Origin of the sequence: Bacillus sp. FSL K6-1366 (genome assembly GCF_037976695.1) — a bacterium.
Taxonomy (GTDB): Bacteria; Bacillota; Bacilli; order Bacillales; family Bacillaceae; genus Bacillus; species Bacillus subtilis.
In genome coordinates this window covers 3,507,142-3,519,544 of sequence record NZ_CP150268.1, presented here as the reverse complement: position 1 = coordinate 3,519,544, position 12,403 = coordinate 3,507,142, and the positions used below count along the sequence as shown (strand labels likewise).

The following is a 12,403-nucleotide window of genomic DNA, read 5'->3' as shown; positions in this document are numbered from 1 at the left end:
AAACTGTTATGAAACAGCGGTCCCTTTTACCGAGAGAGTACCGCCGGTGATACTGACGATCTCCATGATGATCTCCTTAAACCCTTTAATATCGAAGGCCCATGTCTCAGCTTTTCCTAATGTACTCAAAGCAGAGGTGGCATCATCAGTTTTCACGCCTCTGATCGGCAGTTTCTGCCCTGACACCGATTTGCCCCAAAATTTGACTTCGCTCATTTCCGCTGTGCCGTAGATTTCAACGAGTAAATGCGCGGCACCGTCAACAGGTAAAGCTGCCCCCTCGCCGGCGGACTCTGCATTTTCATGAAAGACAAAGTCAAATGTTTTGCGAGCCTCGACTTTCAGCCGTCCATCGTGTGTTTGATTCTCCGCAAAGTCAATCTGTAAAGGCGTTTTTCCATTGACACGCACATCCATCTCACCCGCACCGACTGATTGGTATAATACAAACTCAGATTGCTGAAGATTCCCGTTCACATAGCGGAAACGGTAATAGCGTTTAGAAAGATATACCCAGTCCGTCGCTGTCAGGACACCTGCTGCGACATTAACTGCTGCTGTCGTTGTCCAAACATTGTTGTTGTCGCTTTCTTCTATAAAGAGCGTACCTTCACGATCTGCATACGCCCAGCCCTTCACTTTCGAAATCAGAACTGCGCCAAGCCTGTCCTGCCCGAGTTGACTATATGCCTCAGTCGCCTTTAAGGAAGCATTTGTTAAAATCTCCGCTACGCCTGACAAATTCGAAACAGGTGTCACAAAATCATTTTTTCCTCCTCGATAGGGCTTTACAGCGCCGGCTTTTCCAGCCTTATCGAGAGGAAATTCATATTGATACTTCACCATCTTCATCCTCCTTTGATCTAAAAACAGGCAAAATAAAAAAGCCTTACATGGCTTTACCGGTAATTTCTTTATACTGGTCAGCTGTGATCAGCTTTTTGTTCACACCCTCTGCCAGATCCTCAATTGAACAGTCTTTATATGCTAATGCTTGTTTTACCATATCTGCTGTCGCCCACTCATAATAAAGGGCTAGCACCCAATAATTCATTCGGCAAGATCTCCTTTCAAGAAAAGTAATGATAGCTTTATATCTGACAACTCGCTTCCCAAAGTTTTGTTCAGCTCTTCAAGCTGCTTGCGTGCCAGCTTTTCTTGTGACAATTCTTGAGCGAGAAGCTCCACCTGATCAGGCGGATCGTACGGCGGGTTTTTTTGCAGCTCCTCCCACCAGGATTCGAGTTCTTTTTGTGTTGGGATGGGCGAGCGCAGGTTCCATTTTTCAATGTAAGAACCATTGCCGTCATTCCTCAGTTCAAAATCCTTTCTTGGCACAGCGTCAGGGTATTTGTACATGATTGCGTCGTATAATATCATTTTTGCACCTCCTACCGTGCAGGATAATTTCGGCCGCCAATTTCTGTTATATCAAAATAGTTATACCAGCCTAAACTATCTGTGATATAGCGTTGTGTCTGCCCGTTATATCCGACATATAAATAAATCTCAATATAGTCTCCCTTGTTGACAGATACTGTTGCTGCACCATATATACCTATATTAATGTTCGTATTATCTTCGGGATTCGAAGGGCTTATTCTATAATGCGCGATGTTTTTATATCTACTCCCATTTACATATATAGAAGTTTCATAGTTTGCATATTCTAGATAATTTTCTATATATATACCAGCATTGACTAAATACATTCCGTCATTTGGTACAATAAAACGGTTGTTTGTAGGGTCGAAGCAATTATGGCTATCTTTTATTTTCCTATTGTAATTAACTTTTTGAGACTCGCCTTTTATTAACAACTGTTTTCCAGTAGTACCAATATTCGCGTGAGCAAATCCAGAAATTTTCTGCCATGCCGTCCATCCTGAATCTGCCCACCAATGGCGGATCCAAGAACCTGTGTTAGTAAAATAGGAGCTAGATTCATTTCCAGTTCCATAAAAGTATTGAGAAAATCTATAATTACTGTGTTTTTCATTTTTTACAATACCATAGGTAAGCGGGTATCCTGTTGTATTATTTGCTCCTATATCCATAAAAGTCAGCCCAGCTGGATACTCATTGCCGCTTGTTCTAGCGTCTTGAATTGCATTGGATCCTGTAAGAACTGTTAATTTATTATTCGTATAATTAGAGTCAACATAGTTTTTAGCATCAGCTAAGGCTTTATCTGCTTTAGCCTGAGCGCTGGTTTCAGTTTCAACCTTGTTCCATCCTTGCCATGCAACAGTACTTCCATCATAATAATTCGTAAAAACGTTGTTTCTGTAATCGGTAGCTAAGACCCAACCAAACATACCTTTCCCCTCAGTTGATTGGCTAGTCAAATGAAATACTCCTCTTATTGAAAATGGGGATGGAGCGTTTACAGCTTTTCCATGTGCATAAAATGTGCCCATACCTCTACCTTGATCAATTATTTTTTGAAGAATGTCCTCTCCTTCGTTTGCTGCAATGGACACCCCTCCTATATCACTTGTTATTTTAGTAAGCTGAGCTCCATTCCATTTACTTCTCTCAACAGATGTAATGTGTATTGCTGAGTCCTTAGCATGATTAGATACCTTTTCCTCTGCCCCAGCTGTTGTCTCTAATTCAACCCAATCTGACCAGGCTCCTCCTGAGATCGTCTTTCGATACGTTTTATTTGTATTGTCAAAAGCGATAATTTGCCCGTAATTTCCAGTCGCATTAATTGTCCATATGCCCCTGACTGAAGTGCCGGGGCCGTTTAGTGTATTTGGTGCAGAAGCAAAATGAACCAATCCAGTGTTCTGTGGAACAATTTTATGAAAATCATCTGTTTCGCTTAAGTATAGTTTTCCTTGACCGTTGTCTGCAGTAATTTTAAAAAGCTGGCTGTTATTCCACTTGTCTTTTTCTGCTTGTGTGACATGTATGTCAGAAATGTCTGCATGAGCGTTCACTTTTGTTTGAGCGCCCTCTGTCGTCTCCAATTCAACCCAATTTGACCAGATACCGTTTAAGAGAGTTTTACGAAAAGTTTTATTATCATTTGTCACCACAATTACATGACCATTTAATTTGCTGTCGCTGCAAGTCCAAAATCCTCTTCCTGAGCCGCCTGGTGAATTTAGAGGCGTCCCAGTATAAGAAAAATAAGTCAATGTAGGATAGTTCAACAGTTCCGTATGGAAATCACTCGTTATATTGAACATAGGCTGTCCATCATCTTTTGTAATCTTCGATAACTGACCCCCATTCCATTTCTCTCGCTCTTCCTCTGTAACATGCCGCACCTGATCTTGCTCATGCTTCTCAAAATCCTTCTTCGCCGCCTGCTGCACATTATCTACGTTCCCCAGTCCGATTTGCGCCTTTGTTGTGTTGTGGGGGTTGTTCATGTCGTTTTTGTGGGCGGCCAGGTCGGTGTGGGCGTCTTTTATGCCTTTTTCCCAGCGGTTGACGTCATCTTCGTTGATGGGGTCGTCCGGAAGCCAGTCTGTTTTTTCTTCGTATGCCATGTTTACACCACCTCAAAAGTAAATCTGAAATCGAGTGTTCTGTTTTCGCTGACGTCCAGGTCAGTCTTTCTCTCTGTAATGACGTTGCCCAGCTCGTCAAAAATTTGTACCGTTTCGATATGCTTGATGTCTTCCTCACGTTTTGTCAGAACGGTGACGGTCGCACCGTCAATGGCGAGATCTACTATTTCTGTTTTTTGGCCGTTGAGCAGCACGTGATCGATTCTGCTTTTTAGATCAGCCGCTGTGCGTTCTCTGTATATGGTTGAAATCAAGTTAAGACCACCTCATTATTGTTAAGAGTGACAGAATAACCGACCTTGAGCTCACTGGCTGTTCGGTATCTGCGATGATTCAGGATGACTGTGTCTTTGATTTGCAGCGTCTCGTTCAATCCGCCTCTGAGCGTATACGCCAAATGAGCGGGCTTCATGTTTTCTATCGCTTCGATCAGCTCATTCATGTGCTGGAGGTCATCAACATTGATATCGACGTTAAATCGGTATTCGCCGGGAAGCAGGCGGACCTGTGCAGACGGGTTTTTCAAGAAACGGTTTACCGCCTGCTCAATGGCCCTGTATGTGATTGGCGGGATGTTCGACATTTTGGAAATGAGCCGCAATCGTCTGATCTCATCAGTGTCGCCTGATTCCCGCGGGACGTTTAAAATTTTTTCCCAGCGGCTGAGCCCCCAAGTCGCCGTCGGCACGAATAACTGATCCGTCAGATCAAATATGCTGTCATTTTGTTTATCAAACTCAGGCGCTTCCGCTTTCAGCAGCTCAGCCATTTCTTTAAGGCTGGTGAGAAACGGCGGCAGATACGCTGTCATGTCATCTTGTTTGCTCAATGATCTTCACCTGCCCAAGCTTAGGAATTTCCACGTCGCTCAGCACCAGATTTTCAGACGTGCCGTTGATTTGAATATTGGAGTAGTCACTGACTGATGGTGAATTATAGACGATATTGTTAATTTGAGAAAGGCGGATGACGTTATCTTCAAACGCCATTTTCTTAAAGAGATTTAAAACGCCTTCCTCAATTTCTGACTTCACTTCATCAATTGAGTGATTGATCTCAGGCAGCACTTCGGCAGAAATCTCAACTTCTTTCCAGACCGCGCTCTCCACTGTGACAACGGCTCCGATTGGCGCCTGTCCCTCTCCCTGCCCTGGTTCAGGGTCGATATAATCTTTCACTTTTTGAATTAAAATTTGAGAAGCGGGCTCAAGATTCGCATTCGTGACGACAATTTTGACCGTGCCTTCACCGTTCCAAAGCGGGAAGATCTTTGCCTTGCCCACACCGTCCACTTCCTCAGCCCACTCTTTATAATGCATTTTATTGGCACTGACGGCCTCACGCCGAACCCTTGTAAAATACCGTTCTCGCAAGCTGTCATCTCCCTCTTCCTCGCGCCCCGGAATCAGGATTTCTTTGACTATAGCCGTTTCTAAACCGGGAATGGTATCCAATGACAGTAAATTGCGTCCGGTCAGATTGGCGTTTCCCGCTTCACCAGGTGTTTCACAGATGAGCGTCCCGTCTGCCGTATATTGAAAATAAAGATTATCCACGTAAAAGCGGGAGCCGACAGGAATAGTAACTCCAGATGTAAACTCTCCCGCTCTGACAGCCTTTGTCGCGGCAGTTCTTTCAATTCCCGCTTCCGCTGCACGCCTGTCTAAAAATTCGCCTTGTGCGGTATCAGAAAAAACTAGCTCAAGCACAGTATCCAGCCATATATAAGACTTCGCAAGCTCGGCCGCCGCCGGGGCTAACGCATTATAAATGACACTGCCTTCTCTTGTATCAATATCTGCGGAAATGCTGTTCAGCATACGCTCCATAATCGCTTCAAAAGTCTGATCTTCAAACATCTTCGCCAATCACCTCCTCAATCTCAAGCGTTCCTTCATCCGTCTCCACCACGAAGGACACATGAAACGCGGCGCCTTGTTTTTCAATCTCAAAATCTGTTACAGCCGATATCCGGTCATCATAAACCAGCGCCTCTTCTATCAGCCTCGGGATCTCCATCTTTTTATAGGCATCAGTTGTCTCATGATCGGTCAGCACGTCCTGAAGCTCGTTTCCGACATTATGGCTGTATATGGAATACGCATAGCGTTCTGTCTGTAAGGCGATATACACGAACTGCCTGATCGCTTCAAGTCCGGTAATCAGCTCATTCGTAATTCTTCCGTTTTCAAAATCTATTTTGTACGTTTGCGAGGTTTCAATGATTTCACTCACATCTTCAATATCTTCAAACTCCACTTCTGGTGTCAGGGCCATGATGCCCACTCCTTTTACATGCTAAATAAAAACCCCTTCGTACTGAAGCGGTTTGTCTATACCTTATCTAAAATAAAAAACGATTGCCCGCCAGTCAGAGCCGCGGTCATGAGGCGATCCCCCGGCTCGAGTGCATCGTCTCCTCCGGACTGCATTCGTTTTGGGATAATGATGGCGTCTTCCGGTATGATCAGTTTGCTGTTTTCTTTTAATTTGATTTCCACAGGAGAAACCGAAACAACTTCAGCCGGGAGCAGTTCTACCGGAGACTCAGCGTCAACTGCGCCGACTGCCAAATGTTTTATAGCCTCACTTAATCTCATCAGGAAACTCCTTCCGGCATCGTATTCTTTTCGACAACATCGATCGTCATCGTATGTTTCGTTCCTTTAAATTCATGCCGGTCCGTATCTACCCAATAGGTTTTCTTGATGCCGGCCTCCGGAATCGAAATATAGACAGGCAAGCCGCTCTGCACTTCTGGGATGCCCACTGCCTGAATATTTTTCAGTTCTTTTTTCACGCCCTTTTTTTCAGCAAGACGTACATCTGCCCGCTGCTGAAGCTGTGCCTGGTTGATGTCATCTGTGACCGTTTCCGTATATTGAAGCACACCGTATTTATTTAAGCCTGAACTGTCCTTAGCAGAGGCTTTATATGTCTTATTGTCCTGTTGCCGGCGAAGCACCACCCGAGTAGCAGTGTCGTTTATAGAAGTGCTGTATTGGTAGCCTGTGATATTGACGCCCGTTTCAAGCACCCATACCTCTGACGGATCTGGCCAAGCGCGCAGACCGAGCTTTCCTTTTTCCGAATACAGCTGGTAATGTCGTCCTGTCTGGCTTTTCGTCTGTTTCAGCGCTTTTAATATGATGTCATACAATGTCGTATCATTTTTAATGACAAGACTTTTGATCGTATGGCCTGTGTTCGCGATCGAGGTTGTCGGTATCTGGAAGTCACTAGCAATCCTTCTGATGATCTGGTCGGCCCGCTGATTGGAAAACACGTACATATCCTGGTTTTTGACCAGGTACTGCAGCATGTCATAAGCGCTGAAGGCAAGCGTATGCTCGTCCGGGGTTCTTGCAAAAACAATGCCCCGAAACAGCTCTTTTCCCTTCCATTTAAACAAGACCGTATCTCCTTCTGAGACACTGTAATACGTCTGGTCGCCCTGCTTGGTGACGATGGTTGCTTCAATGGAGCGCGGCGCCTGATAACGATGGCCTTCAAGCGATACGCTTTCTGCAACCAGCTCAAGCCACTCTGTGTCTTTAATGACGAACAGTTCTATCATCATACATCACCTGTTTCATTGCGGTATCTTTAATTTTTGGCCGGGAAAAATCCAGTGGCCCGGCTGCCTGATGTTCCGTTTGCTTCGTTTGATCATTGCTGTTTTATTGGCGTTCCAAATTTTGCGCCATTGGGTGCTGTTCCCGTAAAATCTGCCTGCAATGTCCCATAGCGTGTCTCCCTTTTTGACTGTGTACGTCTTCGGCGCAGCCTTCGACGGACGTTTTGCCTTTGTTTTTTTCTTCTGCTTGATTTTCCGCGGGGAAGCGGTTTTGTATTCTTTTAATTGAATATCAAAGGAACGATCACCTATATCCTGCTGGCCTTCGCTATAGGAAAAACCTTCAATACTGCATGTTAAATTCACTTTAGTTCCCGTAATCAAAAACTGAACCGGTTTTTTGGCCTTCATCCATTTTTCAATTTTTGTTATCGCATTTTCCGGCGACGGGAAGTTTTGATATTCTGCTATCGGACTGTATTTCTTCGGAAAAAAAGAAGAGAACGAAATTTCTTTCGCTCCCTGCTCGTCAATAAATGTAAGGTCACCGAACTTGGCTACTTTAACCGTCTCATTCTGAACTGTATTTGAAATACTCAGCTGGTCGGGAAGAACGGGGAGCCGCAGCTTGTCCTTCCCTTGTGAAATCCAAAATTCATATACGGATTTAGTCAAATGCAACGACTCCCTTCGTTCCAATATTGATATCCTTTTGCAGTTCATCTATAAGCGCCTGCTTGATCTTCGCCGCTAGGCTTTCAGCGTCCTGTCCATTATGGAAGTGCTGGTCACCGTTAAACTCAATCTTTATTTCTTTCGTTCCGGCTGTTTGTATCGTTTGCCGTGTACCGGATGTAACTGCTGAAACTTGTCCTGAAGAAAGCTCAGACTGCTGGGATTGAGACGGATCTGTCACTTCCATTCCCAGAGCTTGCGCAGCTCTCTGAAGGAGGTAGCGGCCGCGGATGCCCCGTTCCTCTGGGATGATCCATTCCCGCTTGTTTCCTTCACCGACACGGGCAATTTGTTCTTTCGTGATCAGCCCGCCGTTTGCATAACCGACATAAGGACCGCCACGTTTCAGGCTTTTAATGCCAGGTACATTATCAATTGAGCCGTATCTGCTTTTGATATAGCCGATCGCGGCAGCAGCGTTGTGAATCGGATTTCTAATGTTACCCATGCCCGGTGCTTTATGAGCATTAAATGTGGTTGGAACTGTCTGCATGAGTCCTTGTGATGGATTTCCCGCCTTCGCGTTGCTATCCCACAGGTTAATAGAGTTCGGGTTGCCCCCTGATTCATACTGTGCAATCGTCATTAATCCCGAGAGCCAGCTCAATGGTGTCTTTGTGGCCATCATTGCTGCCATAAGCCACTGTTTCACATTTCCCCCTACTGCACCCATTCCGGAATAAGCAGCTGCCAATGAACCGGCTTGTTTTTCTGCGTATTTTTTCACATCGACAGAATCCAGTCCTTTTACAACACCGACAGAGGCAAAACGCCCCAAGCTCATCATGACTCGAGAAGGTGAATGGATATCTAATTCTTCACGGAAAGCCTGCTCCACTCTCTTGGCCATATCCTTTGCTGCTTGTTTTACTTCACTGGATTTAGAATTCATGCCTGTCACAAAGTTTCCAATCAAACCGGAGCCCCAGCTGTTCGATGTGTCTTTTGAACGCAGGAACGGTTTGTCAACATGTGTACTCACATACTGTGCAGTCCCTGTTTGGGTTGAATTTTGTCCTTGCGCAAAGCCTTTGACCGTTCCTGTGCCCCATGAAGACGATTTGCTCACAGTGGCTTGGAACGGCGTTTTAACTTTTGATTGCAAAAAGCCGTCTGTTCCGGTTGCAGTGCCGCTTTGGCCCTTGGCATACCCACTTACCATTTGTTTACCGTAATTTGGTGAAGCAGAAATCATTTGTGTAAATGGTGTATTGATGTTTTTCTTTTTCCAGTCTTCCATTTTGACCGGCTGATCGCTGATGCCTTTACCAAAGCCTTCTGAAAATTGCTGTCCGAGTGTGGACGCTTGGCCTGTAAGATTTGCAGTGTTCATTACTGGGGAGGCTGTGCCTGATAGAGGACTGACAGCTGCTCCTCCTGAAACAGATGCTGGACTTCCGCCAGAAGACGAAGCTGCGCCCATGTCGTCTACAACTTGCATACCCAGCTTAGACGCCGCTTGTGAAAGAAGCATCTTCCCCCGGCCTCGGTTGTTATCAACCGGGATAACGAATTCCTTGCCGGCTTCACCGATCCACGAGATGGTTGGTTTGGTGATGTAGCCGCCTGTGGCGTTCTGATCTAGTGCTTGTTGAAAAACAGTCATATTATTATTTGATGGAGATTGAGCAAAAATGTTATTAGTAGTTGGTTTGGAACTAGTTTTTTTCTCTTTCGAATCCTTTTTGATTGGTTTTTTCTTGAGGTGAGTAACTTCTTCCCCCCTGTGTATTACTTTTGCAACGAAACCACCAACTGAATCTTTTAAATCGAATAGCCATTGAAATTTCTCAGCAATTTTCTCTGATACTTTAACCAATGGATCTTTCACATGTTCATTAAACCAAGTTTCAATTCCATCCCATGCATCCTCAAAAAATTTCCTTGCATCATCGAATTTTTCTTTTATTGAAGTTTTAATATCTTCTACTTTTTTGACGATCGGGTTCCATACATTATCATAAAACCAATTCGATACCCCTGTCCAAATATTGGAAATTATTGTCCATGCATCATTGATCTTACTCCAAATCCATGTTGCCGCAGTGGTTACGGCTTCACTTACAGGATTCCACACATTGTCCATAAACCATGTTGAAACAGTAGACCATATGCCTGAAATAACCGTCCAGGCGTTGCACAATCCAGTCCATATCGTTGTAGCAACATTAGTAACTGCTCCGCTTATTGGATCCCACACGTTATCCTTAAACCACGGGTAGACAATGTTCCATACTGCCAATATGCCATCCCATGCATAGGCAAACAATCCTACTATAAAATTAATTACAGGTACAGCAACATTATATATAGGTGTAAACACATACTGGTCAAACCAAGTTGAAACTTTACTCCATGTATCTTCAATCCAAGTAATAGCCCCATTGGCAGTATCAGAAATGGAGTTCCATTTTCCACTCCACCACTCTTTGTTAAATAGTGAATTGCTTATGCTCTCCTTTAACTTTGAAGTATCAAACATCTTACCAATGTTCTTACCTGCTTCTTCGCCGCCGATTCCGCCTACTAACCCGCCGCCAATTCCGCCGATTGCGCCGCCGATTGCTGTACCTTCCGGACCAACGAAAGATCCAATCGTTGCACCAGCTTCCGCTCCGGCTGTTGCACCAGCTTCCGCTCCGGCAATACGTCCTCCAATTGAACCAACCTTTTCGCCAGCATTATCTTTATTGATTCCAGCTAAATCAAATACTGCTAAAGCAGATCCTACGTATGGAACAGCCTTTCCCATTCCTCTGAACGCTTTACCTAGTTTGGATGAATCTTTCCCTAGCGATTTTAACCCTCCAAGCCAGTTCTTTAACTTGGAACCCGAGGTCCTAGGTGCACTTTCAGCAGGTGTGCCGCTTTGGCGTCTTCTTATCACCTCTCCAGGAACCTTGAGTGTTCTGTTTGGAGCCTTTGTGGGACTTTTCTTTTTTCTATAGGTTTTTTTATTTTTAGTGCTCGGATTGAGGCCGCCGCCTTCACAGCAGTCACAGCAACAATTTCCTCCTGTATTACGGTTAAGGACTTTTTTATCTGTGTCAGAATTTTCACCAGAATCGTCCTTTTTTTGTGGTCCTAGAATTTTATCAATGATCTTATCAAACACATCATTTTTCAGCTTTTCTATCAATCTCTCTTTGAAACGATCCAAAAAAGCTTTGCCTATTTCATTGAGTGTATCTTTAATCCAAGGCCAAGCTGATTTTGTCCACCAATCCTTCAGCCAGCCTTTTATTTTTCCGACCCATCCAGGTTTTTGATCTGAGCTTTTATCAGAGCCTTTATCTGAGGATTTGTCTGATTCTTTCTTAGAAGTTTCTTTGTTAATCGGGCTTTCTTTTTTATTGATTTTGTCTGATATTTTTGTCTTAACAACCACTTTTACATAATAGGTTTTTTCAAATTTCCTTAAAAGTGCTGTTAATCGATTAACTGTTTTGGTGATTTCATCGATGACCTTTAGTTTTACTGTGTATCCGTTTTTCAAATTTTTCTTAATATAACCGATAATCCTTTTAACTGTAGAAGTAACCTTGTCATCTGGAATCAAAAGGAATGATAGCTTTTGATTAGATAGCATCTTCTTTATTTTTTTATACGCAGCTGCTGTCCGGTCTACCAAAGAGACAGTCAGCTTCGTTTCTTTCGGCAGCCGTTTAAGTTTTCTTTCAATTGCATCAAGCTTTGAAGTGACTTGGTCATCAAGTACAACTTTAATTTCAAGCGATTTCGCGAATTTCAAAATGATATAGTCGTTTATTTTTCTCAGCCGGTAAAATGCCTGATCTTCCGCTCTGATACTGATTTTGATTTGCCGATTAATGGTTTTGACTTTTTTTTCGACCTCTTGGAATCCTTTATGTATCCGTTTTAGTTTTTTAGATACCTTGTCTTCGAGATCAAAACGGGCTGTTAATTTTGCGATATTAGTTCCCTCCTCTCCTTGATTCTTTTTCTAATAGATCTAGCTTATAACCTATCAACCCAAATAAAAGAGCTTTAAAATGTTTTGGTGCTTCATATAATTCAAGAAGTTGGGATGGCGAGTAATGAAGCTCATGCATTGCATAGTACAAATACACAGCTTCCTTATCGCCATCCTTTACTAGTTTTTTGCTTCTTCTTCTAGATCTTCAAGATCATCTTCAAAACCATTGATTTCAATTGCTTTATTCAGCCAGTTCGCATACTCTCCCCCAACAGATAATACACGTTTGGCAACTTCTACCGGATCCGCAGTTTTGTATGCTTCCCTTAAATCTTTTGAACGAAAATCAGGATAAATAGTAGATTCGATGGCAATTCTCGCATAAAAGCGCTGGGAGTCTAAATCTTTGACGCGGCCGCGGCCTTTCACATTTTTAAATGTGGTGTTTTCTTTCTCTAATTCATCAATCCGTTCAGTAGTAATTGGTTTTAAAATAAACGGAATGACATTCCCTTTTTTATCAACAAAACGCTTTGAGATCGGCACTTTGATTTCCTCAGCTTCAATTGTTTTTCCCGGCATAAAAAAGGAAAGATCATATACGTTTTCGTTCTTCTCGCTCATGTA

General features: G+C 43.5%; 13 protein-coding genes and 1 pseudogene. All 14 read right to left on the bottom strand.

What is annotated here, in order from left to right:
• Positions 1–6: 6 nt before the first annotated feature.
• A complete protein-coding gene (gene xepA, locus MHI44_RS18480) occupies positions 7–846 on the bottom strand; it encodes a phage-like element PBSX protein XepA (RefSeq protein WP_256683383.1) in 840 nt (279 codons plus the stop codon).
• Positions 847–889: 43 nt separating this feature from the next.
• Positions 890–1,054: an XkdX family protein gene (locus MHI44_RS18475; RefSeq protein ID WP_014479563.1), complete on the bottom strand. Its 165-nt coding sequence runs from the start codon at positions 1,052–1,054 to the stop codon at positions 890–892.
• Positions 1,051–1,380, bottom strand: a complete 330-nt coding sequence (locus MHI44_RS18470; protein ID WP_256683382.1) for an XkdW family protein — start codon at positions 1,378–1,380, stop codon at positions 1,051–1,053. Before MHI44_RS18470 ends, MHI44_RS18475 begins: the two co-directional genes overlap by 4 nt.
• A gap of 1,862 nt (positions 1,381–3,242) precedes the next feature.
• A pseudogene (locus tag MHI44_RS18465) lies at positions 3,243–3,506 on the bottom strand (terminase); the annotation flags it as partial.
• Between the two features lie 2 nt (positions 3,507–3,508).
• Complete coding sequence (locus MHI44_RS18460) at positions 3,509–3,781, bottom strand: hypothetical protein (RefSeq protein WP_029317674.1); 273 nt, start codon at positions 3,779–3,781, stop codon at positions 3,509–3,511.
• Entirely contained in the window at positions 3,778–4,356 is a 579-nt protein-coding gene (locus MHI44_RS18455; RefSeq protein ID WP_015483131.1) for a YmfQ family protein, read from the bottom strand. Before MHI44_RS18455 ends, MHI44_RS18460 begins: the two co-directional genes overlap by 4 nt.
• A complete protein-coding gene (locus tag MHI44_RS18450) occupies positions 4,340–5,386 on the bottom strand; it encodes a baseplate J/gp47 family protein (RefSeq protein ID WP_015252271.1) in 1,047 nt (348 codons plus the stop codon). Before MHI44_RS18450 ends, MHI44_RS18455 begins: the two co-directional genes overlap by 17 nt.
• Entirely contained in the window at positions 5,379–5,804 is a 426-nt protein-coding gene (locus MHI44_RS18445; RefSeq protein ID WP_029317673.1) for a DUF2634 domain-containing protein, read from the bottom strand. Before MHI44_RS18445 ends, MHI44_RS18450 begins: the two co-directional genes overlap by 8 nt.
• Before the next feature lie 56 nt (positions 5,805–5,860).
• A complete protein-coding gene (locus MHI44_RS18440; RefSeq protein ID WP_003244812.1) occupies positions 5,861–6,127 on the bottom strand; it encodes a DUF2577 family protein in 267 nt (88 codons plus the stop codon).
• A complete protein-coding gene (locus MHI44_RS18435; RefSeq protein ID WP_042974276.1) occupies positions 6,127–7,104 on the bottom strand; it encodes a phage-like element PBSX protein XkdQ in 978 nt (325 codons plus the stop codon). The genes MHI44_RS18440 and MHI44_RS18435 overlap by 1 nt, the downstream gene beginning before the upstream one ends.
• 15 nt (positions 7,105–7,119) lie before the next feature.
• Positions 7,120–7,779, bottom strand: a complete 660-nt coding sequence (locus MHI44_RS18430; RefSeq protein ID WP_003232674.1) for a LysM peptidoglycan-binding domain-containing protein — start codon at positions 7,777–7,779, stop codon at positions 7,120–7,122.
• Entirely contained in the window at positions 7,772–11,773 is a 4,002-nt protein-coding gene (locus tag MHI44_RS18425) for a transglycosylase SLT domain-containing protein (RefSeq protein ID WP_339203582.1), read from the bottom strand. Before MHI44_RS18425 ends, MHI44_RS18430 begins: the two co-directional genes overlap by 8 nt.
• A 1-nt stretch (position 11,774) precedes the next feature.
• A complete protein-coding gene (locus tag MHI44_RS18420; RefSeq protein WP_003239113.1) occupies positions 11,775–11,924 on the bottom strand; it encodes a hypothetical protein in 150 nt (49 codons plus the stop codon).
• Positions 11,925–11,953: 29 nt separating this feature from the next.
• Positions 11,954–12,400 carry a phage-like element PBSX protein XkdN gene (locus MHI44_RS18415; protein ID WP_003232676.1) on the bottom strand — a complete coding sequence of 149 codons (447 nt, stop codon included), beginning with the start codon at positions 12,398–12,400 and terminating at the stop codon, positions 11,954–11,956.
• Positions 12,401–12,403 lie beyond the last annotated feature (3 nt).

Excerpts from the sequence above, each read along its gene's own strand:
- MHI44_RS18415 (WP_003232676.1), bottom strand. The coding sequence starts at position 12,400 with ATGAGCGAGAAGAACGAAAACGTATATGATCTTTCCTTTTTTATGCCG.
- MHI44_RS18445 (WP_029317673.1), bottom strand. The coding sequence starts at position 5,804 with ATGGCCCTGACACCAGAAGTGGAGTTTGAAGATATTGAAGATGTGAGT.
- MHI44_RS18440 (WP_003244812.1), bottom strand. The coding sequence starts at position 6,127 with ATGAGATTAAGTGAGGCTATAAAACATTTGGCAGTCGGCGCAGTTGAC.
- MHI44_RS18470 (WP_256683382.1), bottom strand. The coding sequence starts at position 1,380 with ATGATATTATACGACGCAATCATGTACAAATACCCTGACGCTGTGCCA.
- MHI44_RS18435 (WP_042974276.1), bottom strand. The coding sequence starts at position 7,104 with ATGATAGAACTGTTCGTCATTAAAGACACAGAGTGGCTTGAGCTGGTT.
- MHI44_RS18475 (WP_014479563.1), bottom strand. The coding sequence starts at position 1,054 with ATGAATTATTGGGTGCTAGCCCTTTATTATGAGTGGGCGACAGCAGAT.
- MHI44_RS18450 (WP_015252271.1), bottom strand. The coding sequence starts at position 5,386 with ATGTTTGAAGATCAGACTTTTGAAGCGATTATGGAGCGTATGCTGAAC.
- xepA (WP_256683383.1), bottom strand. The coding sequence starts at position 846 with ATGGTGAAGTATCAATATGAATTTCCTCTCGATAAGGCTGGAAAAGCC.